This window comes from Bradyrhizobium sp. 186 (assembly GCF_023101685.1).
Classification (GTDB): domain Bacteria; phylum Pseudomonadota; class Alphaproteobacteria; order Rhizobiales; family Xanthobacteraceae; genus Bradyrhizobium.
Genome location: NZ_CP082165.1, coordinates 266531 through 289534 on the forward strand (window position 1 = coordinate 266531; position 23004 = coordinate 289534).

The 23004-nt window shown below is 64.1% G+C and carries 23 protein-coding genes and 1 pseudogene; 11 read left to right on the plus strand and 13 right to left on the minus strand.

Annotation, left to right across the window (positions count from 1 at the left end):
- Nucleotides 1–305: 305 nt before the first annotated feature.
- From IVB18_RS50985 to IVB18_RS51040, 12 genes and pseudogenes are all read right to left on the minus strand, one after another.
- Nucleotides 306–1232, minus strand: coding sequence for a zincin-like metallopeptidase domain-containing protein (locus IVB18_RS50985; protein ID WP_247992039.1), 927 nt, complete (start codon nt 1230–1232; stop codon nt 306–308).
- A gap of 299 nt (nt 1233–1531) precedes the next feature.
- A complete protein-coding gene (locus IVB18_RS50990; protein ID WP_247992040.1) occupies nt 1532–2119 on the minus strand; it encodes a hypothetical protein in 588 nt (195 codons plus the stop codon).
- A gap of 391 nt (nt 2120–2510) precedes the next feature.
- A complete protein-coding gene (locus IVB18_RS50995; protein ID WP_247992041.1) occupies nt 2511–2834 on the minus strand; it encodes a hypothetical protein in 324 nt (107 codons plus the stop codon).
- Nucleotides 2831–3073, minus strand: coding sequence for a hypothetical protein (locus IVB18_RS51000; RefSeq protein ID WP_247992042.1), 243 nt, complete (start codon nt 3071–3073; stop codon nt 2831–2833). The genes IVB18_RS50995 and IVB18_RS51000 overlap by 4 nt, the downstream gene beginning before the upstream one ends.
- The gene (locus IVB18_RS51005; protein ID WP_247992043.1) at nt 3070–3273 is read right to left on the minus strand and encodes a hypothetical protein; all 204 of its coding nucleotides are present in this window, start codon (nt 3271–3273) and stop codon (nt 3070–3072) included. The genes IVB18_RS51000 and IVB18_RS51005 overlap by 4 nt, the downstream gene beginning before the upstream one ends.
- Before the next feature lie 3 nt (nt 3274–3276).
- Nucleotides 3277–4143, minus strand: a complete 867-nt coding sequence (locus IVB18_RS51010) for a hypothetical protein (RefSeq protein ID WP_247992044.1) — start codon at nt 4141–4143, stop codon at nt 3277–3279.
- The gene (locus IVB18_RS51015) at nt 4140–4622 is read right to left on the minus strand and encodes a hypothetical protein (protein WP_247992269.1); all 483 of its coding nucleotides are present in this window, start codon (nt 4620–4622) and stop codon (nt 4140–4142) included. The genes IVB18_RS51010 and IVB18_RS51015 overlap by 4 nt, the downstream gene beginning before the upstream one ends.
- Nucleotides 4596–5438, minus strand: a pseudogene (locus tag IVB18_RS51020) (ParB/RepB/Spo0J family partition protein); the annotation flags it as partial. The gene IVB18_RS51015 and the pseudogene IVB18_RS51020, both read right to left, overlap by 27 nt.
- 255 nt (nt 5439–5693) lie before the next feature.
- Entirely contained in the window at nt 5694–10793 is a 5100-nt protein-coding gene (locus IVB18_RS51025; protein ID WP_247992045.1) for an N-6 DNA methylase, read from the minus strand.
- A gap of 162 nt (nt 10794–10955) precedes the next feature.
- Nucleotides 10956–11561 (minus strand): DUF1419 domain-containing protein, encoded by a 606-nt coding sequence (locus tag IVB18_RS51030; protein ID WP_247992046.1) that lies wholly within the window; start codon nt 11559–11561, stop codon nt 10956–10958.
- Nucleotides 11562–11790: 229 nt separating this feature from the next.
- Complete coding sequence (locus IVB18_RS51035) at nt 11791–12795, minus strand: DUF3991 and toprim domain-containing protein (protein WP_247992270.1); 1005 nt, start codon at nt 12793–12795, stop codon at nt 11791–11793.
- A gap of 206 nt (nt 12796–13001) precedes the next feature.
- Nucleotides 13002–13178, minus strand: a complete 177-nt coding sequence (locus tag IVB18_RS51040) for a hypothetical protein (protein ID WP_247992047.1) — start codon at nt 13176–13178, stop codon at nt 13002–13004.
- A 244-nt stretch (nt 13179–13422) separates the two neighbouring features.
- On the opposite strand from IVB18_RS51040, the gene IVB18_RS51045 reads away from it, so the two are divergent.
- Nucleotides 13423–13587: a hypothetical protein gene (locus IVB18_RS51045; RefSeq protein WP_247992048.1), complete on the plus strand. Its 165-nt coding sequence runs from the start codon at nt 13423–13425 to the stop codon at nt 13585–13587.
- A 330-nt stretch (nt 13588–13917) separates the two neighbouring features.
- Here IVB18_RS51045 and IVB18_RS51050 read toward each other — a convergent pair whose 3' ends face one another.
- The gene (locus IVB18_RS51050) at nt 13918–14649 is read right to left on the minus strand and encodes an autoinducer binding domain-containing protein (protein WP_247992049.1); all 732 of its coding nucleotides are present in this window, start codon (nt 14647–14649) and stop codon (nt 13918–13920) included.
- Nucleotides 14650–14853: 204 nt separating this feature from the next.
- On the opposite strand from IVB18_RS51050, the gene IVB18_RS51055 reads away from it, so the two are divergent.
- From IVB18_RS51055 to virB9, 10 genes are all read left to right on the plus strand, one after another.
- A complete protein-coding gene (locus tag IVB18_RS51055; RefSeq protein WP_247992050.1) occupies nt 14854–15489 on the plus strand; it encodes an acyl-homoserine-lactone synthase in 636 nt (211 codons plus the stop codon).
- Between the two features lie 38 nt (nt 15490–15527).
- The gene (locus IVB18_RS51060) at nt 15528–16097 is read left to right on the plus strand and encodes a type IV secretion protein (RefSeq protein ID WP_247992051.1); all 570 of its coding nucleotides are present in this window, start codon (nt 15528–15530) and stop codon (nt 16095–16097) included.
- Nucleotides 16098–16171: 74 nt separating this feature from the next.
- Nucleotides 16172–16468 (plus strand): TrbC/VirB2 family protein, encoded by a 297-nt coding sequence (locus IVB18_RS51065; RefSeq protein ID WP_247992052.1) that lies wholly within the window; start codon nt 16172–16174, stop codon nt 16466–16468.
- Entirely contained in the window at nt 16468–16806 is a 339-nt protein-coding gene (locus IVB18_RS51070) for a type IV secretion system protein VirB3 (protein WP_247992053.1), read from the plus strand. The genes IVB18_RS51065 and IVB18_RS51070 overlap by 1 nt, the downstream gene beginning before the upstream one ends.
- Complete coding sequence (locus tag IVB18_RS51075) at nt 16799–19165, plus strand: VirB4 family type IV secretion/conjugal transfer ATPase (RefSeq protein WP_247992054.1); 2367 nt, start codon at nt 16799–16801, stop codon at nt 19163–19165. The genes IVB18_RS51070 and IVB18_RS51075 overlap by 8 nt, the downstream gene beginning before the upstream one ends.
- The gene (gene virB5 / locus IVB18_RS51080) at nt 19162–19884 is read left to right on the plus strand and encodes a P-type DNA transfer protein VirB5 (RefSeq protein WP_247992055.1); all 723 of its coding nucleotides are present in this window, start codon (nt 19162–19164) and stop codon (nt 19882–19884) included. Before IVB18_RS51075 ends, virB5 begins: the two co-directional genes overlap by 4 nt.
- Nucleotides 19881–20126: an EexN family lipoprotein gene (locus tag IVB18_RS51085; RefSeq protein WP_247992056.1), complete on the plus strand. Its 246-nt coding sequence runs from the start codon at nt 19881–19883 to the stop codon at nt 20124–20126. The genes virB5 and IVB18_RS51085 overlap by 4 nt, the downstream gene beginning before the upstream one ends.
- A gap of 11 nt (nt 20127–20137) precedes the next feature.
- Nucleotides 20138–21124, plus strand: a complete 987-nt coding sequence (locus IVB18_RS51090) for a type IV secretion system protein (protein ID WP_247992057.1) — start codon at nt 20138–20140, stop codon at nt 21122–21124.
- A 349-nt stretch (nt 21125–21473) separates the two neighbouring features.
- On the plus strand, nt 21474–22145 hold the full coding sequence (locus IVB18_RS51095) for a virB8 family protein (protein WP_247992271.1): 672 nt from the start codon (nt 21474–21476) through the stop codon (nt 22143–22145).
- Entirely contained in the window at nt 22142–22993 is an 852-nt protein-coding gene (gene virB9, locus IVB18_RS51100) for a P-type conjugative transfer protein VirB9 (RefSeq protein WP_247992058.1), read from the plus strand. The genes IVB18_RS51095 and virB9 overlap by 4 nt, the downstream gene beginning before the upstream one ends.
- The last annotated feature ends 11 nt before the right edge of the window (nt 22994–23004 follow it).

Genomic DNA, 23004 nt, shown 5'->3' on the forward strand with positions numbered 1-23004 from the left:
TCCTCACGCTTGCTGGTCGAAGCCCGAATCCTGAAGTAAGCACGCTGCTCAGCCGTCAAGAGTCACGCGGCCCGCAAAGTGAACCCGCAGGCCGCGAATGAGATTTGCTCGGCAAAGCCGACGCCCCGTGCAAAGCCAGAACGTTGCCCGCCCTCGAAGGAAGCCAAGCAAGATTCCCGTCAGGTCCCGCAGCACGAGGAATAAAGGGTCAGCTATAGCGGCCAAGTAAGGGGCTGCGGTCTCTGCGCTGATCGCCGGATAAGTAAGGGCCGGGAATCGCCGGCGCCAATCACGGTGTGCGCTCATCATGCTGCCTCCTCGACACCTGCGGCTTTCTGCTGCAGGTCGTGCAGATAGGCGACGGCGCGTTGCGCATGCGCGGCAGCCGAGAAGATAAAGCGCTTCTCATTAGACAAGACCTCCAACCACGACTTGACATAGCTTGCATGATCCGGACGGGGTTCAAGTTCGGGAACGATCCCGAGATCCGCGCAGAGGAAGCAGCTGCCTAGTTCGGCAATGAGCTCTTCGCGCGCGCGTTCGCTGCGATCCTTGCCGTAACGGCTGAGATCGCGATTGACGCGGTGAGCGGGAGCGGTCCAATGCACGGTCTCATGGGCTCTGACGGCAACATAGGAGGCCGTGTCGCGAAAACATTCGATCGGCGGCATCTGAATATGATCGGACGAGGGCGCGTAAAACGCCATCGGGCCGCCGTGCCGAACAATCGCGCCGGTGTTGGCAAAGAAAGCGTCGGCGTGCGCGTTGCGCTCGATCGTTGATGCGACGACGGGCGGCCGACCATAATAATGCGCGGGCAAGCTATCGATTTGATCGACGCAAAAGACGGTATAGGCTTTGAGGAAGGGGATATCCCGTTCGACTTCGTCGCCGTGAGCGTCGGTCTCCATCTTGGTGAAGCGGCTCGCATACACCACAGCGCTGCCGGTCTCGCCCTTACGGACATGCGCGCCGAGTTCGCTGGCCTGCTTGAACGTCATCCAGATCGGAGAGCGGAAGCCGCGCGCAACGGCTTCTGACCAAAGCAGCACGACGTTGATACCCGTATAGGGCTGGCCGTTGTGTCGCAGCGGCCGCGTGATGCGGTCCGCTATATTCGCGGCGGTCCAGGGTTGAACCCAGGGGCGCACGCCGCGTTCGAGCTCGGCGATGATGCGGTCCGTGATCCGGGCGTACAGGTCGCCTCGCGACTTTTCTCCGTTCCTGCTCATTATAATAACCTCCGTTCGGGAGGCCGCGCCCATCGCGGCCCCTCACGGGGTCCGCCACCGCCGGCCTCGAAGTCCGCGCACCCGAAGGGCCGAAGCAGCGCGAAGGACGGCGAAACCGTTGCGCGGACATCGGGTCCGGCGCAGGACCACGGACGGGGAGGGGCCGACGATGGCGAGCAACACGAACGGCGGTCCCCTCTGTTGCCAGCAGCGACACTAAAGAGGGCCGGTCTCGTGGACCGGCCCCGTTAGGTGGCTTCAGTGGGAAGAGGCGCGGGGCCGAGGCCCCGCGCCGACGGTCAGTCGAACGCCGACATCTGCGTCTTGGCCGCTTTCCGGCCGACGGTGTCGGTCGTGTTGTCGACGGGACGCTCGAAAGGCTTCCAGGTCTCGCCGACGACCTGTTCGTAGGCGGCGACGGCGCCTTCGGCGGCCATGCGAAGCGCGTGAGCCTGCGCGCCCATGTCGGCGGCGAATTCACGCTTGCGCTGTGCCTGGCTATCGAAGCCGACCGGACCGTCGAGGTCCTCATCGCGGCTGTCGTTGGCGAGCTTGGCGGTCGCATCTCGCGCTTCGGTGACTGCCCGGGTGTAGAACTGGCCGGCGCCGTGGGCCGACGCGACATAAGCACCGACGATCCGTTGCAGGTGGATCTGCATGGCGCGTTCGCTCAGGCCATCCTTGAGTGCGTCGGCGGTCTCGATGACGAGCCGCTCGTGCAAGTCGCGGATGCCGTCGCTGTCGAGGACCGCAAGGCCGAAGCTCTCGGAAATGCGCAGTGTCTGTGCGGCGTCGGGGCAGACGAGGCGGACCATTTCGAGCGTCGTGCCGCGGCGGAGCGGGATGACACGGGCGGAGGAGCGGGGGGAGCGGACGGTCTTGGTCATGATGAGATCCTTTCTCGGTTTCGCCTTGGGAAGCGACGGGCCCTTTGCCGTCGCTCCCTCGGGTGCGGTCGACCAGAACCGGCTTCAGCGGGTCGCTTCAGGGGGCGGTGGCTGCCAAGGCGAGCATGGGTGGGTTGTGGACGAGCGGGCCCTTAGGCCTGCGAAGAACGCGGCCCCCCAACGCGAGACGGCGGCCGCCGATCGCTTCGCGACTTGCCCTTGAAGCGGACCGCGGCCGGTTCAGACCGCAGCACAAACCGAGGGAGCGACGGCCTAGGGTCAGCGTGGGGCCGAAACCGTGAAAGGTCGGGCCAAACCCGCTGAACTCCCCGCCTCAACATGAAGTGTTCGCACGCGCCGCTTGCGCCCGAATTGGTGGGTCCTTCCTCACTCACCGCAACGCGTCGGAAGCGCGCTGGCGCGCCCGAAACTCGGCGATCGCCGTCTCCTGCCGATCGAGCTTGCGCGTGAGAGCGTCGATCTCGCCGCGACGAGCCAAGGCGAGCTCCGCGACATGCTGCCGAAACAGACGCTCGTCCGCGTTCGTCCAGCTCGACGCGCTCCGGCCGTGCTGCCGGCGTTTCGCCCGATCGGTGGTCGTCAGCCGTTCGGCACGTGACGCGATCTGGCGCTCGATGACGCCGAGACGACGCTGCGTCTCGGCTTGCGTGGCTTCCATGCGCGCGAGGAGGTGTCGGTCTTGAGGCTCGATCATCGCTCCGTCCCCACGGACCATAGGGGAAAGGCGGATTCGACGGGCGTGTATTCGTCCGCAAGGGAGACCGCGGCGATGGATGAGGCGACGTCGTCGCCGGCGCCCGCAAGCGCCGAATCGATGCCGGCGTGCTTGCGCATGCCTGGCGTGGGGATGCCGTCGAGTGCGTAGGCGATGGCGCTCTCGGGATGATGGTACGCGTGCACGAGGAGATTGACGGCCACATGGTAAACCTTCATGGCTGGATCTCCTTTCTGTCGACATCAGCCGGGTAGGGATTCGGCGCGTGGATGGATACGCGCACGGCGCGCCTCCAAGCGTCGGTGCCGGTGAAATGCCGTCGGAGCCGCGGATGCCGGACGACGAGCACCGGCGTTTCGCCGTCCTCGGCAGTGGCCGTGTGCCAGCCGAAGGCTTTGGCAATGAGGCGCCAGGGCATGGGTCACCTCCAGCCGACGAAGTCGGAGGGGCCGCCGTAGACCCGGTGGCGGGTCTCATCGATCACGAAGCCGAAGCGGCCCACCTGATATTCGTCGGAAGGGACGAGGAAGCGACGCTCCTCAGTCCCCGGCCCGCGCTTGCCGCCCGGCGTGGCGACAGTTTCGACGAAGCCGGGCGCGTGCTTCGAGGTGATAGCCGACACGACGATCCAGTCCCGCGCGTGCGCCTGCTCGAAGGCGCGGCGGTCCTTTTCGTAGGACTCGCCCGACTTGAGGATCGCGCCGAATATCGTTTCCCAGGCGTCCGGCCAACTGTCCTTGATCGTTCTCTCGGCGCAACGACGTTCGAACGCCGTGAAGAGATGCGGGAAGGTGATCGCCACGATCGCCCATTCGGCATCTTCCTCGTACCAGCCGCCCTTCGAGCGCAGCAGGGGGTGGACTTTGCGGTTTTGCTCGGCCGAGAGCTTGAAACCGCCGTGCCCAGCCGCAGAATGCGCCGTAACGCCTTCAGCGTAGACGGTCGCGCCCTGCGAGGTGCCCCAAGGCGTGTGGTCGCGCGAATGGACTTCGACGCGACCGAGCATCTTGCGCTCGCGTTGATGCTCGGCGTTTTCGAGCACGGCGTTGCGAAACGCCGTCTCGTCGGCGAGCTCGCCGGAATGTCCGTAGAAATCGCCGCGCGTCCACTCGCCCATCGGGCGGGAGATGCGCCAGCCCGTGACGAGATAATGCCGCCCGTCGCGGGCCGGCGCCATCGCAAAGGCCGTCTCGCCGACAATTGCGACGAGAAGGCCGTCAGCGCTTCGGCCAAAAGAGATGCCCGGGGTTTCAAGGGCTTCGTCGGAAGCAGGAGATGACGCGTTCATGCCGCGGTCCTCCCCTCGATGATGTCGGGGCCTGCGTCGTCGGCCGTCACTTCTTCCAGCACGGCGTGCGGATAGCCGTGGCGCGTCAGCCACTCCTTCGCGTCGGCCTCATTCGTGGCGAGATGGACGAGTTCGGCGTCGTCGCCGGAGCGGTCGAGCACGCGGACCGAGCCGATGGCCGGACGTTCGACGACGGTGAAGTGGAGCTTCGACTCGAGCGAAAACGTCCGGTGGACGCGGATCGCGATGACGCCGCCGACGCCATAGTCGACCTCGTGCAGGGTGAAACAGGCCGACAGCGAGATATTGCCGACGCCTCGTCCGCCCTGCTTTCGGATCAGGCGGCCCCTGCTGTTGCTGGACTGCCAGGCGGCGAGTTTCTTCCTGAATCGCGCCGGCGGCTGCGGCGTTCCGTCGGACCAGGCGACGATCGAGCCGATGGGTGCGTCGTCGAAGACCCGCTCCGCCTTCGGGGGCAGCTTGACCTCACCATAGTTGGTGGCCTCCGCGATGAGGCCCTTCTTCGGCAAGTTGTTCGCCATCCACTCCTGCTGGGCTCCGAGGAAGGCCTCGACGTCCGTGGTATAGCGGCTGTCCTCGTCAGCCGGAGCAAACAGGTCCTCGACCCAGTGGATTCCGTAAGCCTGCGCAAGGTCTTCGCCGAAGCTCGCGTGGCGCGCGTGCATGCGGGTCTTCTGCAACGCTTGTGCGACACTCCACCAAGAGACCTGCGGATCGGCCTTCGACGGCCTGTGCTTCTTCCAGACTTCCTTCTGCTCGTCGAGCGAGGCTGCGGCGATGGTGCGGAGCTGCTGCTCGTTCGGCATGTCGCCCTTGGCCATGTGGTCGAGCATGGCGGGGAGCACGTTCGCCAGCAGGCGCAGCTTCCTGATCTGACGCACCGGCAGCGCGAGCGCGACGCCGATCGCCTCCTCGGTCCAGCCGAGCGCGACCAGGCGCTCGATCGCACGCCACTGGTCGACCGGGTTTAGCGCCTCCCGGGCGATGTTCTCGACAATCGAGCGCATGGCGCCGTTGTCGTTCGCCGCCTCGTCGACGAGCACGTCGATCTCCTCGAGGCCGGCGGCGATCGCCTGCTTCACGCGGCGGTGGCCGGCATTGATGACGTAGCCGTTGCCGCCGCCTGTCTCAGGCGTGATGACTGGCGGCTGGACGATGCCGACGGCCTTGATCGTGGCCAGCAGCAGGGCATCGGCCTGCGGCGTCGACTTCGTCTGGCGCATGCGGTCGGGGTTCTCCTTCAGCGCGCGCGGATCGACCTTGATGAGTTGCATGGGAAGGCTCCTTTTTGGGATTGCGGACCGGCGCCGCCGGCCCTTGCTCGTCTTCTTCCCGAAGACACCCCTGGGCCCCGCGGAGCGGGCGGGCCGGTGCAACTGCGGCCGAGCATCCCTGGCCGGCAGGCCCAGCGGGGCAAAGCCCTGCGCAGGACGACGGGCTGGGATTGCGCAGGCGGCGGTTGAGCGCCAGCGTCGGCGGCCCGCCCGATCTGCGAGCGGGCCTTCTCCCTTCACCTCTCCTCCATTTTCTCATGCGGCCGCGGCCAGCTCGCCGGCGCTTTCGCTGTCCTCCGCCAGGGCCTTCTCCACCTCGGCAAGCTGCCGGCGCTTTTCAGCAAGCTCGGTGGCAAAGGCGAAGTCCCCGCCATCGCGGGACTCGTAAGACGCAAGCCGTCGGCGGGCGTCGGCGAGGCGCTGGCGATAGCGCTCCCGTTCGCCCTCGAACTCGGCCAGCGCGTGCTCGATACGGGCGATCGCGCCGATCGGCGTGACCGTCACCGGCAACTCGATCTCGTATTCGGCGCCGGTCCGCAGCAGCATCGTGGTGTAGCGATAGCCGTCCCGGCCGGCTCGCTCGCCGCTGAACTTGATGTCGAAACCACCGATCGAGGCAATGACGGTCTCGCCCTCGTGCTGAAGCTGCACCAGCGTCAGGGTCTCCTTCATCAGAGCGCGGCCGGCGAGCTTGCGCTCGACGTGAGGATCTCCCGTCACCGCCATGGTGAAGGCGTCACCGGCGGTCGGGATACGACGCTCGATGTCCCGGCCGATCTCGCCGACGCGACGGATGGAGAGCTCGATGTCGCGTTCGGCGTCGCGCATCTGCCGCCGCACCGCGTGCTGATCGTCGATGTGCGCAGCCCGCAGCCGCTCGAGCCGCGCGATGTCGGCTTCGAGGCCCGCTTTCTGCATCAAGCGCGGGTCACCCGACGCGATGGCTTTTGCCATGGCGAACTGGTTGGCCTGGCTCTCTCCCATGTCCTCGAGCCGGCGGATCGAGGTGTCGCCGGAAAGCGCGGCTGCGATGAAGCGGGCCTTGCGCTCGTTGTTCTGCCACATCTGCGCATCGAGGCTGCCTTCGGTCGCATAGGCGAAGATGTCTATCTCGTCGTGCTGATTGCCCTGCCGCACGATCCGGCCCTCCCGCTGCTCGATCTGCGACGGAAGCCAGGGTACGTCGAGGTGGTGCAATGCCTTCAGGCGAAGCTGCGCGTTGACGCCGGTGCCCATCGTATCAGAGGAGCCGATCAGGAAGCGGACCTTGCCGGCGCGCACGCCACCGAACAGGCGCTGCTTCGCCTCCGACTTCTTGTAGTCCTGCATGAAGGCGATCTCGCCGGGTGGCACGCCGAGACGGACCAGCTCGTCGCGGATCCAGCGGTAGGCGGAGAAGCCGCGGCTCTTCTCGACGCTGATGGTGCCGAGATCGGAGAAGATCATCTGCGCGGCGCCAGGCAACTCGAAGGGTTTACCATCCGTGCGCGTGTAGCTGCTCTCGGCCGTCTCATTCCAGATGCGGAAAGCGTTGCCGACAAGCAGGTTCAGCTTGTTGTCAGCCTCGTTGTCGCTATCCGGATCAACCAGACGCAGGTCGATTGCAGCGTGGCGGCCGTCGGTGATGACTGACAGCAGGATGTCGTCGCCAGGCTCCGGTACGCGGTCGCGCTCCTCGATCGCCTTGATGCGCTCGCCGAGCAGGCTCTGGTAGCGCTTGAACGCCGGCGACGGCTTTGCGGTGAGGATCTGCCGTTTGCCGGTCGAGACCGCCGGCACCTTCACGTATTGACGCAGATCCTCCGGCATCACCACGTCCGCGAAGGAGCGGAACATGGCGATGAGCTCCGGCACGTTGACGAAGGTGGCGAAGCGCGTCACAGGCTTGTATTTGCCAGAGGGCTGCAGCTCAAGTTCGGTCGTGACATCGCCGAATGTACTCGCCCAGGCGTCGAACTCGTGCAGCCCGCGCTCAAGGAGCGCCGCGTAGCCGAGATAGCGCTGCACCGAGAACATCTCGCCGAGCGTGTTGGTGATCGGCGTGCCGGAGGCGAGCACCAGCGCGCGGCCCGGGTTCTTCGTCTCGATGAAGCGCGACTTGACGTAGAGGTCCCAGGCGCGCTGGGAACCGTTCGGGTCGACGCCCTTCAAGGTCGACATGTTGGTCGCGAAGGAGAGTTTCCTGAACTCCTGCGCCTCATCGACGATGATCTGGTCGACGCCGATCTCGGAGATCGTCAACAGATCGTCCTTGCGCGTCGCGAGCGATTCCAGCCGCTCCTTCAGGCCTTCCTTCAATCGCTCGAGGCGCTTGCGCGAGACCCGGTCATCGCTCTGGACCTTGGTCAGCAGGGTCTCGTAGAGCTCCAGCTCGTCCTGGATCATCTGCTGCTCGAAGGCAGAGGGCACAGCGATGAAGCGGAACGCGCTGTGCGTGATGATGATCGCGTCCCAGGTCGCGGTCGCAGCGCGCGAGAGGAAGCGGTGCCGCTTGGCTAAAGTGAAGTTGGTCTCGTCGGCTACGAGGATGCGGGCGTTCGGGTAGAGCGCGAGAAACTCGCGTGCGGCCTGCGCCAGGCAGTGGCCGGGCACGACCAGCATCGCCTTGGCGATCAGGCCAAGCCGCCGCTGCTCCATGACGGCGGCGGCCATCGTCATGGTCTTGCCGGCGCCCACCGCGTGCGCCAGGTAGGTCGAGCCGGCCGAGACGATTCGCCAAATGCCGCGCTTCTGGTGCCCATAAAGAACGAAAGCGCCAGAGGCGCCCGGAAGCTTCAGGTGCGAGCCGTCGAAAGCTCTCGGCGCAATGTTGTTGAAGTGGTCGTTGTAGACGCGCGCAAGGCGGTCGGTGCGGTCGGGATCGGACCAGATCCAGTGCTGGAAGGCGTCCTTGATCTTTTGCAGCTTGGTCTTGGCGGCTTCGGTGTCGACGATATTGAGGACGCGGCGCTCGCTGTCGCCATCCTTGACCGTGTCGAAGATCTGCGGGACGCGGCTGTTTAGCGCGTCGGCGAGAAGCTCGCCGGCGTGCCGGCGGTCGGTGCCCCACTCCGACGTGCCGGCCGCCATCCAGCCGAGCTGACGTGCCTCGACGGTCCACGATGCGAGCTCCGGCATGTGGTGGATCCTGATCTCGGCGTCCATGGTTTCCTTCACGAAGGCGACGACGTCGGCGGCCGGAATCCACGGCGCGCCCAGACGCGCGGTGATGTCGGAGGGCTTGAGGTCTGCGGGCTGCACGCCTTGCAACGCCGTGACGTTGCGCTCGTAGGAGGGGTCGAGCGCGGCCGCCGCGGCAGCAGCCTTCAGCTTCTCCCGCACGTGTCCCGACAGGTAGGAGTCCGCCGTCTGCCACGAGCCGTCCGCGGGGTCGCGGAAGACGGCGCTGCCGAGTTCGCCGACGACGTCGTCGCGGTCCCGGTGCAGCAGCTCGGCGATGTGGTCGATGTCGACGCGGCCGCGCTCGTTGAGGACGACGGCGAGCGCGTCGGCCGCGCTGGTGATTTCCGGGGTCGCCGGCGGCGCGATCACCCGCTCGGTGAAAATCGGCCCGGGCTTCGCGGTGTTGGTCTCGAGGTCATAGTCCTCGATCGAGGCGACCAGCCAGCAGTCGGGGTCGTCGAGGAAGGACTGGATATTCGGCCGGCGGTGCGTCTCGCGCACCTCGCCGCTCTCCTCGTCCTCGGCGGTCGAGACCGTCGCGAAGTTGATCGGGCCGAAGTCTCGAACGAAGTTCGACCAGGCGATGCGCAGCCTGACCTGGGCGTCCTTCCACGGCCGGTCGAGCTCCTGCGCCTTCAACACCTCGCGCACGGCGTCGCGGACCGGGATCAGCTTCCGGATGATGCGCACGTGCTTTTCCGGGATGCCGTCGGCGCTGCGGCCCTTGCGCGCTTTCACCGCGACGGGCTCGCCGTCAACGACCTGCATCAAGCCGTGGGCCTTGTCGAAGAAGTAGCTGCCCTCGCGCACATGGCGATCGACAGGCCAATCGACGTCAGATGGATCGCCGGCTTCTTCCAGGTCGGGATCGATTACCTCGGGCTCGCCGTCGTAGACGGCTTTCGGAAGGAGGCCGATCGCGGCTTTGAGCCTCGCTTCGAGATCCTCGTCTTCGCGCAACAGGCAGGTGTAGGCCTCGCCGAAGGGACCGGACGCGAGCGCGTGCCCGCCGAGCACGAAATCCGGGCGCTGTGCGAACCATCGGTTCACGCAGATCGCGCTCTCGTTTTCCGCCGCCGGCCGAACCTCGTCGAGGTCGAGCCACGACAGGTCGCCTTCCGCGTCACCGACCTTGCGCTTGCGGAAGAACAGGATGTCGACGACGACGTCGGTGCCGGCGCTGGCGCGGAAGCTGCCCTCGGGCAGGCGAATGGCCGCGATCAGGTCGGCCGACTTCGCGATGTGCTCACGCGCCCGGGCGTCCGCCTTGTCCATCGTGCCGGAGCTCGTGACGAAGGCGGCGAGGGCGCCGGGCTTCAGGAGGTCGATCGCCCTGGCGATGAAATAGTCGTGCAGCCGCAGGCCCATCGACCTGTACGCGCGATCCGAGCGCACGGTCCGGTCCGAGAACGGCGGATTGCCGACGACGAGGTCAAAGCTGGCCGGCAGCTCGGTGCGTGCGAAATCGCCTGTGACGATCCGCGCCCGCGGCTGCAGCAGCCGGGCGATGCGTGCGGTGACGGGGTCGAGCTCGACGCCCGTGACGTGGGAGGTCTCGCGTAGTTCCTCCGGCATCAGCGCCGGAAACAGCCCGGTGCCGATGCCGGGCTCGAGCACGCGGCCGCCGCGCCAGCCGAGGCGCTGCAGGCCTGACCAGATCGCGCGGACAATGAACTCGGGCGTGAAGTGGGCGTACTGGGTGCACCGCGCAAGCGAGGCGTAGCCGGCGTCGTCGATCGCGTCCTCGAGGTCGGCGCCGATCTCCTCCCAGCCCTGCGCGAACTCGGATTCGCCCGGCCGGCGGAAGACGCCATTGGCGAGCTCGGAGGCGCCGAAGCCCGTGAAGCGTATCAACTGCCGCTGCTCGTCCGGCGAGGCGGGCCGCTGCTCCGCCTCGATCTGCGCAGCGAGCCGAATGGCCGCGACGCTGTCGCGGGCGCGCTGCTTCCAGCCCTTTGCCAGGCTGCGGTCGCCGGCGAGGTAGAAGTTGTCGCCGCGCGTGCGAGTCTGCGGTGCGCAAGGCCGCACGGGGGCGAGCGCCGGCCCGGCGGGCGGCGGGGCCGACGGCGGTGGGTCGCCGTCGTCGTCGTCGCCGTCCAAGTGGGCGGCGAAGGCGGTGACGCCGAGACCGAGGCCCGACGAAAGGGCTGTGTTGCCGAAGAGGTCGATCGTGAAAGGGTCGTCCTGCGCCATTGGAGATGTCCTTCTGCTGGGCGCGCGCGACCGCGCCGCGGCTGCGGCGGACGGCACGGTCTTGCGGGATTGACGGGACACCCGGCGCAAGGCCGGGTGCCGAATTGCGAAGCCCGGCGCATGGCCGGGCTGTTCGCAGGTCGAGGAGGGCGGGCGGCCCAGCTAGGCCGCGACCGCCTCCGGCAGGTGGCGGAGCTGCACCGGCAGCTTCGCTGCGATCTCGGCTTCGGTGAGGTCGTCCAGCAGCTTCAGCGCGGTACCATGCCGGCCGGCGTAGACGAGCATGGTACGGCGGCCGCGCACGGCGGCGGGCCAGCGCTCGCCGGCATAGCCGCGGTAGTCGTCGTGCGTGCTCGACCAGATGTGATCGAGCCGCTCTTCGCGCGTCATCGCGCGGACAGGACGAGACTCGCGCGCGATGATCGCGGCCTTCATCCGCTCCGGCGACGCTCTGTCGGACAGGTCGCAGTAGCCGTGGAACCAGCGCATCTGCCCGTCAATCGACAGTGACAGGAAAACGCTAGTCACGCTTGCCGACACGAATTCACGCATTGCGAACATGTCGGCGCGCATCCACAGTGGCGGCAGGATCTCGAGCATGTGGTTGTGGTCGCGCTCGGCGAGCTCGAACCATTCGCCAGCGAAGAGGTGGGCGGCGTCGCCTTCGGCTATCGCCGGATCGCCGCGATGGCGGTTGAACATGCGGTACATCTCGGGGCGCGTCGCGACGCCTTCGAAGACTTTACGGATGGTGGGTGAGGTGTGCATCGGCGGCTCCTGTTGGCCTGGCCGGACCGAAGCGCGAGCGATCCGCCTGATCTCTTCGTCACTTCAGTCCTTCATCACACCTCCTCGCCGGCCGCATCGAAGGTCCGGCGGGTCAAGGGCCGCGGAACGCGGGCGAAGCTTCACCCTTGACGCGCTGGCCGGGCATGCGGCAGCGGTTTACCCTCTTCCTATTTTCTCCCTCTTTATTCGGACTTCCCCGTCGCATCGCTCAGGTGCGAGCCCCGCCATCGCGATCATGCGGGAGCCTTGATGCCGCAGCCACCCGGGAGGTCCGCGCATCGGGCGGGCCTCCGCCGTCGACTTGCTCAGCTGTTCTCCGGCTCTTCGCCGGCCCCGTCAGATCCTCATTCCAGTCGCCCGCGCACGGTCGCGAGCGCGCAAACTGCGCGCTCGCTTCCGCGGCGATGGCACGAACGCGATCCGCGTAGACGTCACCCTGTCGATTGTTGTCGGTTGCTGCCACAAGCCGGGCGTTGGTGCGCCTGGCCAAGCTACGGATGGCTTCATCAGTCGCCGGCGACCAGCCGCCTCCGGTGCTGACATAAAGGGTATCGGAGCGGTGGATCTCGATCGCGGCGAGGCTCATGGCATCGATGGCCGCCTCAGTGATGCAAATCCGCTCGGACCTGGCCGGTCCGAAGCGAAATAGCTCCTTGGCGCCGTCACTGGCGAAGCCGCGCCATGCCGGCCCACGCTCCTCCCAGCCCGTGAGCGCTCCAGCAGAATCGCTATGTGCCGCCCACATACTGCCCTTTGGCCCCTCACGCAAACGATCGCAGGCGGCCGCCTGCTTCACGATGTCGGTCGGCAGTCCGCGTTCATCGGTGAGATAGCGCCAGGCTCGCGAGCCCGGGCGCGGCTTGACACGATGTCTCCACCGCTCAGCAATAGACCCAAGCGCCTTCGGCCTTGTCGGACGCTGCCACGCCGGTGTGCTGGGGACGAAGCCAACCGTATCCGCAACACGGTCGCATGCGTCAGAGAAACCGACAGATCCAAGATGCTCGGCGAGCGAAAATACGTCCCCTTTCGCTGGCGACAAGGGATCGAACCAGCCGCGGCCTTCGTGGATGACGATGATGATATTGCTGTCACGGCGATACTTGATCGCGCGTCGGGTGCTTTGCTTGACGTCGACCTTCCAGCCGTCTTTCTCCAGCAGGGCCGCGCAGCCAACCTTCTGGCGCAGCTCTTCGATCTCTCTTTTGTCCATTTGTCTGCACCGGACTCGCGCAGGCGACGTCCGGCCCCCTTCTTTTGTTTGTCTCACTTGTTCCTCGCCTTGCGGAACGTCCCCGACCGGCCGCGAAGCCTGCCGAATGCAAGGGCGCGCTGACCAACCGTCAGTCGCCGCATCGTTGTGCGCGGCGAAGCCTCCCTTGCATCCGGCATGGCGCCAGCGGCAGCCGGTCACCCGGCTCAATGAGCCGGGCTCCAGGGGTCGTACTCATGAACGATGGCGTCTTGATCGCCGTCGTACTCGCTGGAGAGCATCACGCCGAATTCGTTATCAGCCTGGAAAAGAATGACCGGCACCATGAGTGTGCGAGCCAGATCGAAGGCATGGCTCTGAGCGAGTGTGAGATTGTGCGACATCGAAGGCTCCCGTCTTGCGGCGGGGACCATCCCCGCTCGACAGGCGCCGACGTGTTCGGGGGCGGCTGCGGTCACCTCGAGAGGCGAAGCCGAAGAGGTCGCACGCTTGCGTAGCGAACCCCTTGCGGGTTGATCGTGGAAGGCCGCACCAGAACCAAGGAAAGCCTATTCGAGAGCGGGGTTGGTCCTTCACCGGAAGCATGGTGTGTCAAGTGCACATCTTCCGTCTACGCGGAGCTCTGCCTTGATCGACATCGAGAGCAACGTCGTCCTGAACTTCGGCATCATCGAAAGCTGTTTGCCGACCACGCGGCGGCCGCGTCGCGAAAGCGTCGTTTCCATTCGACGTACTCAAGGCAATCGGCATGGCGCGCACTTAGGGATTAGCGCCCGATCCGAGCAGGCGTGAAGCTGCTTCCGATAGATCAGCAGGTGCGGTTGTTCAGGGATTCGGGCCGTTTGCGTCAGGGATGGCAGCCCGCAAGGGGGAAGACCCGCTTGCGGGGCTTCAGCGCAGCCAACAGCCCGAGCCCGTAGGGCGACGCCCAATTTCCTGCTGGAAGATTCGGCGAAGACATGGCTCTACGATCAACTGCGAGCAACGACCCGCTTTAGCTGCAGACCGCAAATGATGTGCGCCGAGCTCACTTTATGAGGCCGCTGCACCTTTTTGGCACGCTCACTCTGGTTAACCGCCAATCTTGAGCCATGCTGCCGATCCAGACGGCTGTTCTATGCATTACGGGAGCAATCCCTGCCGAAACGCGAGGGCCACAGCGTGGGGAAGGGTCAGTGCAGCAAGATTTCGTCTGGCGTTGTCCAGATGAAACTTCACACCTCGCTGCGAAACCCCGAGAAGCTCCGCAATATCTTGCATCGTCTTGCCGTCAGAGATCCAGGCGAGACACTGCCGTTCGCGCTGAGTCAGCGGGCTCCCTTGTTGACCGTCCGGGGGCGTGCGCCCGATCCTAGCGGCGCTCACATGGGCATGGAAATTGAGGCCCACCGTTACTAACATGTCTTGTGAGGTCTCGATGAAACGATCGAATCCAAGGCTGCGGTCGTCCACCGCGAGCGTAAAGGCCGCAAACTGGTTTTGGCTTGCGGGAATGCGAACGGTCAGGCCGGTCCTGATCTTGAAGCTGAGCGCGTCGTCAAACAGACGGCGTTCTTTCGCCGACTTTGCGCTTCGCGCCTCACGTCCATCCCACAGGAACATCCGGCTTGTATTTCGCGGTTCCTGAAGAACGGGATCGATGTTGTCGTATCCCTCGCGAAAATAGTGGCTGGTCCAACTCTTCGGATAGGATGAGATCAGTTTGGGGCCATTCGCGCGGTGGCCAAAATAGGCGAACCAGCGAAAGCCCAATGCATGCGCGGTTCGTTCGGCGACGCGTCGAAAATCATCTTCCGTGTGGGCAGAGTGAAGACAATCAACAAACTCATCGCACGCCCTTTTGACATTTTTCATCGCACCCCTTTAGAACTATTCTGGTTCCCAAAAGCGACAGCCGTGCAACGTTCGCGCGCTGCGTGTGGGGCGTGTATTGCGACGTTGCGGCAGCTTTGCGGCAAGAACGATTCCAAAACGCCCTGTCAGAACTGACAGCGCAACGCCGTGACCGCGCCTGCTCTCTTGATCTCGAAGCTGTGATTCGTAAGCCGGAGGTTAAGAATGAAGGTCATTGTGCGCCCGCGTGCGGCGCTCCTGCGCGATTTTGAACTGGCGATGGGAATGCATCGTCTGCGAGGGCGCGTGTTCAAGGAGCGGCTCGACTGGGACGTCTCTGTCGCGAACGGATTGGAAATAGATCAATACGACTCCTTACAGCCGACCTATCTCTTGGCACTCGAGCAGAGCGACGTTATTGGTTGTGTTCGTCTGCTGCCGACCACTGGGCGCAACATGTTGGCGGATACGTTCCCGGTGTTGCTGGATGGCCACGCGGCGCCCAGAGCAGCCAGGATCTGGGAGAGCTCGCGCTTTTGCGTTGATACCAAAACCGTCGCGGTGACGGCTGAGAACGGCTTGCGGGAAGCGACGTTCCTGCTCTTTGCGGCAATGATTGAATGGGGCCAGCAGTGCGACCTGCAGGCGATTGCGACCGTCACTGATCTGCGCATGGAGCGCATCCTGCGCCGGGCCGGATGGCACCTCGATCGCCTCGGCACACCTCGTCAGATCGGGGCAACCAAAGCCGTGGCTGGATTGTTGCCGATCACCAATGACGCTCTCGGCGCAATCCGAGCGACCGGCAAGATTTCGGGGCGTGCAATTGACGCGCCGTCAAGCCTTCCGCTCGCGGCATAGCGTCCGCGTCTTCAACTCCCGAAACAAAGTCATCAATAATGGATCCTGCTGCATTCTCGGCTCTGGTCGAACAGTGCGCGCCGACGCCGAACCTCGTGCGGCCGCTGGCCGCGATTGTGCGGCAAGCGAGCTCGTTCGAGCCGCTGCTGATCACAATTCAGGGGCGGAAACCGATTCCGATTCAAGCAAATGACCGTGACGAAGCGATCCAGCTCACGACGGAGGCCATCGCCACCGGCCAGCCGGTCCGTACCGGTCTCGCTCAACTTAATGCCGAGGAAACCAAGCAGGCCGGGTTGACGGCTACCACGACCTTCGACGCCTGCAAGCACATTGCGGGCCTTGGCAGGTTATTTGAAGTGCGACTTCAGGCCGCCAACATGAGTAGCTCAGACAGCGACCAGGCAATTGCCAGCGTTGTCGCGAGCTTCGCGGCCAAAGCTCCCGGCAGACCGCCCGAAGCCCGTATGCGGCCGACAGCCTCTTCCGGTGTCGACACTTCCAACGGCGACACACCGCCAATCAACACTCCATCCGTCAGGGAGCGTCCGAATTGGGATGTCTATCGTTCCGGCCTTGGCACGTCAGCCTTCGTCTATGAACGATGAGGACCTCTCTTTTCGTCTCAACTCAACACCGCGGTCCGGGCTGGTCCGGCTGCACTGCCAATCGGAGCCGTGTCATGACTTCGCCTCTTAAGCACTCCGCTGCACTCGTGTGCATGGGGGCCGTTCTCAGCATTGCCTTGGTCGAGCCTGCGCTCGCGCAGACCGCGAACATCGAGGGCGTGCTGCAAAATATCGTCAACATGTTGACTGGAAACGTGGCGCGCCTGCTGGCCACGCTGGCGGTCATCATCGTCGGCATCGCCTGGATGTTCGGCTATCTCGATCTGCGCAAGGCCGCCTATGTTGTGCTCGGTGTCGCCATCACGTTCGGCGCCTCCGAGGTGGTCTCGACCTTGACTGGAGGTCGTTGATGATCGAGGCCGCGCGTCTCACAGAGGACACCTTATTCCTCGCCTGCACACGGCCGGCCATGATTGCCGGCGTCACCATGGAAGCCATGGCGCTCAACGTGATGTTTTCCTGCATCCTGTTCCTGGTGGCCGGGAGCATCATCTACGGCCTGGTCGCGATTCCGATCCATGGTCTTTGCCGAATCATCTGCCGGCACGATCCCAACATGTTCCGGATACTGCTCGCCTGGATCGAAACCCGCGGACGCACGCGCAACGCGTCATTCTGGGGCGGATCGTCCTGCACACCGCTCAAGCTCGTTCGGCGATATCGAACACGAGACCTTCGTTATGCGTGACGCAGCGCTTAAAACCCGAGAGATCGGGCCCGATGTCTACCTGCCGTTCGGCCGGCATGTCACCGATACGGTGATTAGTCTTACGACACGGGCCCTGCTCACGGTGATCCGTCTCGACGGCACCTCATTCGAGACCGCCGAGACGGCGGATCTGAACGACCTTCACGCCAAGCTGAACCTCACCCTGCGCAATGTTGCGGATCCGCGGCTGGCGCTCTGGACCCATCTGGTTCGGCGCCGGACGTCAGACTATCCGGACGGTTCGTTCCGATCCACATTTGCAGCCGCGCTCGACGCCCAATATCGCGACCGACTTCGCAAGACAGCGCTGTTTCGTAATGATCTCTATCTGACGCTGGTTTGGCATCCCGGTCGCGCCCCCGCCGACGCTGCGGCCGCGTTCTTCAAACGACTCGGCTGGAGCGCGGCGCGCTCCCTCGAGGTCGACAGCGATGCCTTGAAGCGGCTCAACGATGCCAGGCGCGATATGGTCGCAGCATTGGAGCGTTACGGCGCACACGCCCTCGGATTGGTCGAGCGCAACGGCATCACCTTCTCAGAACCGATGGAGTTGCTCCATACCGTCGCGTCCGGCGAGCGGATGCCCATGCCATTGCCTCAAGGCCCGATCGGTCCCGCGCTCTATTCAAACCGTGTCATCTTCGGGCGTGAAGCGATCGAACTCCGAGGCGCGGGCGGATCGCGCTTCGCGGGTATGTTCGGACTCAAGGAATATCCGGCGTCCACCAGGCCTGGCCTGTTGAACGCGCTGCTTTCCGCGCCTTTCGAGATTATCCTCACGCAATCCTTCGCGTTTTTGTCGAAAGCCGACGCCAAGACGGTCCTGACGCGTAAGCAGAACCAACTGGTTTCGGCTCAGGATCCGGCGGCCTCGCAGATCGACGAACTCGCTGACGCGCTCGACGATCTCGAATCCAACAGGTTCGCGCTTGGAGACCATCATCTCTCGCTGCTGATCTACGCCGAGACGCCTTCGCAGCTACAGGATCATATGAGCGTGGCGCGGCGCGTTCTGGCCGATGCGGGCGCCGTGGTGGCGCGCGAAGATCTCGGCCTTGAAGCTGCCTATTGGGCCCAGCTTCCCGGGCTGTTCAAATATCGGGCACGAACTGGGGCGATCAGCTCACGCAATTTCGCGGCATTCTCCCCTTTCCACACCTATCCTACCGGGAGGCCTGCCGGCAACCATTGGGGACCGGCGATTGCGATGCTCAAGACCGCATCCGGTTCGCCGTTTTACTTCTCGTTCCATCACAGTGACCTCGGCAATACCTTCATCTGTGGACCCTCGGGGTCCGGCAAGACCGTCGTGCAGAACTTCCTGCTGTCGCAGGCCGAGCGGCTCGGCGCCACTTACGTCTTCTTCGACAAGGACCGTGGCGCCGAGATTTTCGTTCGTGCCGCCGGGGGCACCTATCTAACCCTCCACAACGGCGTTGGGACTGGCTGCGCGCCGCTCAAGGCGCTGGAGCTGAATCCGGGCAATCTTTCTTTCCTGGGTGAACTCGTCCGAAAGCTTGTCACGCCAGAAAACCGCCCGCTGACCGTGACCGAGGAAGAGCGGATCGATTCCGGATTGCGAGCGCTTGGTCACCTGCGGCAGGCGGAGCGCTCGTTCGGGGCGCTGCGGGCTTTTCTGGGCCAGCAGGATCGCGAAGGGATCGGTGCACGTTTGGAGCGATGGTGCCGGGGCGCTCCTTTCGGCTGGGTGCTGGATGGCGAGCAGGATGCCATCGGGTTGGAGGCCCGGTTCATTGGCTTCGACATGACCGATCTGCTGGATCATCCGGCCGTTCGCACGCCGCTGATGATGTATCTGTTCCACCGCGTAGAGCGCCTGATCGACGGCCGACGCCTGATCATCGACATCGATGAGTTCTGGAAGGCGCTCGGAGACGAGGCATTTCGTGATCTCGCCAACAACAAGCTGAAAACCATCCGCAAACAGAACGGTGTCATGGTGTTCGGCACGCAGTCGCCTCGGGACGCGCTGGCCTCCCCGATCGCACATACCATTGTCGAGCAATGCCCGACCCAGATTTTTCTGCCGAACGCGCGAGGAACGCGCCCGGACTATGTTGACGGCTTCCATCTGACCGACACTGAATTCCGCCTGATCAAGGAGGAGCTCGCGCCCGAAAGCCGGCGATTCCTCGTCAAGCAAGGCCACAACTCGGTGGTGGCGGAGCTTGACCTCGGCGGCTTCGACGATGCGCTCGCCGTCTTGTCGGGACGGACGGAAACGGTCGAACTGCTCGACCGCATTCGGGCAGAGGTCGGCGACGATCCGGCCCGATGGCTGCCGGTATTTCACGCGGAACGGAGGACAATCCGATGACGGTTCAACGTATCCCGACGATTCTCACGTCCGTCTCAGTCCTGATCCTCCTGATGGCATCGTCTGCGGAAGCGGAGATTGTGTTCGATCCCAGCGTCTATGCGCGCCAATTCGAGCAACTGACGGAGCTGAAGAAGCAGGTCGATACCCTGACGTCCCAGCTCAGGGTGGCGCAGGATCAATTGAACCAGGCCAAGCAGCTCTATGACAGTTTCAACAAGCGGACCAACGCCAACGACATCGGCGCGCTCCTAAACACGCCGCAGTTCCGGAAAGTCTTGCCCCAACAATTCTCTGACATCGAACGTCTCGTTGCGGGGCAGGGCGGCGGCAACTTCGCCGATGCGATGAACCATTATCTTTCGCAGAACCGCGCGTATGCCGGCAACAGCGGCAATTCGTATTACCAGAGCGAGCTCGACCGGATCGCGCGGCAGACCGGCGCCAAGCACTCCATGGGCCAGGCGGTCTACGACACGGCCTCGCAGCGTATCGATGCACTCGAGGAATTGAGAATGCGCATCAGCTCGGCGACCGACGCCAAGGAGACTCTCGATCTTTCGGCGCGGCTGCAAGCCGAACAGGCGCTGCTGCAGAACGATGTGCTCCGGATGCAGGGGCTGGCGATGATCCAGCAGGCCCGAATGGACATGGACGGACAACGAGAGCGCGAGAAGCGGCACCAATTGGTCGACGAAATGAAGGCGGCGCTGCAATGACAATGAAGGCATCTATTCTGGCGATCGCTGTTGCGGCTGCTCTTACCGGTTGCAACGATACCGACAGCGGTCAGCAGAGGAAGACCGTCAGCTGGTTCTTTAATCATCGGGACGAGCTTCAGGCAACGCTCAAGGCGTGCCGCGATAACCCAGGCGAACGCGGGAACACGACCGACTGCATCAACGCCAACGAAGCCCGCAAGAAGATCACCGTCCAAGAGATGAAAGACGCTCTGAAGTAAGGATCGCCGCGATGGCCATAAACGTCTTTGACAGCTTCCTGAAGGCGTTCGAGCAGCCGATCACGACATTCGTGTCGACCTCGGCATCAAATCTTGCCTCCTACATTGATGGTCCGCTCCGCACGGCCGTGATGCTCTATGTCATCCTCTACGGCTTTGCCGTGATGCGGGGCGCAATTTCCGAACCTATTATGGAGTTTGCCTGGCGGGCGATGCGGATCGTGGTCGTGGTTATGCTCGCGACCAATTCAAGCGCGTTCCAGCAATACGTCACGGGCCTGTTCTTTGATTCCTTGCCGAGGGAGATCGGCAATGCGTTAGCGGGCTCGGGATTGAACACGAATTCAGGAGCTCCTTTCGATCAGCTTCTGTCCAAGGGAATCGACGTCGCCAATAAGATCTACGATCAAGCGGGAATAACCGACGTGGCTCCGGCACTGATTGCCGCCATTCTCCTGATCTTTGTGGCGGTCGGCTCCTTCTTGCAGTTTGCCATCCTGCTCTATGCCAAGGTTGGTCTTGGCGTCGTGATCGCGCTTGGGCCGCTCTTCATTGCACTTGGATTATTTGAGGCCACGCGGCCCTTTACGGAAGCTTGGCTTCGGCAGGTCGCGAATTTCGTGATCCTGCTGGTGCTGGTGGTGGCACTGGTCGGGCTGATGTTGACGACCGTTAGCGGCTTCATCGACAGGTTCGCGGCAAACGCCGGCACGGCCGGCGAGATGGTGGTGGCCGCGGTCGCCATCAGCGCGGTGCTCGGTCTGTCCGGATACATCGCGCTTCAACTGCCGATCATCGCAGGCGGTCTCGCCGGGGGTGGCGCTTCGCTCGCAAGCCGGCTGGTCACGAGCCCAATGATTGCCAACGCGACGGCCGCAGCCGGCGGCGCTTATGCCGGAGCCCGCTGGTCAGCCAGCCGCGGTCTCGCCGCCATAAGAGCCAGCCGCCAGGGCGGCAGCATGCGACGCACCCGATCGGCGGGGACCACAGCGGCGTAGGCAATCATCGATGGCAACAGGCGACAGACAAACAGGGGCATCAGAACGATGTGGCGTCGACTATTCATCATCTGCGTGATCGCATGGCAGCTTGGCGGCTGCGCGATCTGGTCAAAGGGGCCGCCGTCATGTGATGGCCTGGCTCGCCGACCGCTCAATCGCTCGCTATGGGATTGGGAAACCGGCACGCCACTGGCAGCACCGGAGGCGCCTATACCGCCGTCCGCGCCAGCACCGGTCATCCGCAAAGGCGAGACCAGCCCGGCAGCGCCCTCCAGGCAACTCGCTGCATCTGGCCACCAGGCCGACATTGCAGCCTCTTACCGCGCTTGCGGCAAGGAGGCGTGAGATGGTCGGACATGATGACCTGAAAACCTACTTCGACAATGCGCGTCGATGGGAGCAGGATCTGCTGCTATCGGCCCATCGCTCGCGAAGAACGGCATGGGTGATTGCCGCGGTTGCTTGCGTATTGGCGGTTGCCTCACTCAGTGCGGTCGCAGCGCTTGCGCCGCTGAAGACGGTCGAGCCGTTCGTTATCCGGGTCGATAACGCGACCGGGATTGTGGATACCGTCTCCGCCCTCACTTCGACGCCGGCGCGGTATGATGAAGCCGTCACCAAATATTTTCTCGGACGCTACGTTCGCGCGCGTGAAGGTTACAGCTATCCGGAGGCCGAAACCAACTTCCGCACCATTTCCTTGCTTTCGGGGCAGGGTGAACAAGCCCGGTTCGCGGCCTGGTATCGCGGCTCCAATCCCGAAAGCCCGCAAGTCGTTCAAGGCCGCTTCGGGGTCGCGACGGTTCGGATCAAGGCGATCTCGCTCCTGGCCGACAATGTCGCGTCCGTGCGTTTCATGAAAGAGAGCCGCAAGGGCGAGGAAACCCGCATTACTCATTGGGTCTCGACCCTGACGTTTTCCTATGCCAACGCGCCAATGTCCTCTGCCGACCGTCTCATCAATCCGCTCGGCTTCCTGGTTTCGGAATACCGCGCCGATCCGGAGGTCGTGCCATGAGACGTTTGGTCCTCTTGATGACCTTCGCCCTGGGATTCGCGGGGCCGGTTCTGGCGTTGCAACAGCCCTCACCGGGTCAACATGATGCCCGTGTGCGAACCGTGACCTACAATCCGGCCAACGTCGTCCGGGTCAACGGCGTGATTCGGGCATCGACCCAGATTCTGTTCGCCGATGATGAAGAGGTCGCGCATGTCGCGATCGGCGACGCGATTGCATGGGAGGTCGCACCGGCAGGCTCGATTCTGTTCCTCAAGCCGCGGGAAAAACATCCACCAACCAACCTGCAGGTCGTCACCACCCGCCCTGACGGGCGCAAGCGATCGTATCAGTTCGAGTTGTCGATCGCCGAGACGACGCTGGCGGACAGCTACTTCGTCGTCCGCTTCGCCTATCCCGGCGACGAGATCGAGCGCCGGCGCGCTGAGGCGGCGGCCCGCGGCGCCGAGCGGGAAGGCGCGCTGATCGAGCAGACCTTCGATCTGCATCATGCCTATGGCGCGCGCAACTGGCGCTTTTCAGCGCAGGGCTCAGTCGACCTCGAACCGGAAGCCGTTTTCGACGACGGCAAGGAGACCACGTTCCGCTTCGCGGGCAACCGTGAAATCCCCGCGATCTACCTGATCAACTCCGACGGCACGGAAAGCCTGGTGCCCAAGGATGTCCGCGGCGAGCTCGTGGTCGTTCATGCCACAGCCCGCGAGTTTCGGCTGCGCAAAGGCGACAACGTGCTCTGCATCTTCAACGAAGCGTTCGACGCTGTGGGGATCAACCCGGGCACCAATACCACAAGCCCGTCGATCGAGCGGCGAGCGAAGAAATCGCCACCAACCCCAAGGCCACGATAGGCGAGCGCGAC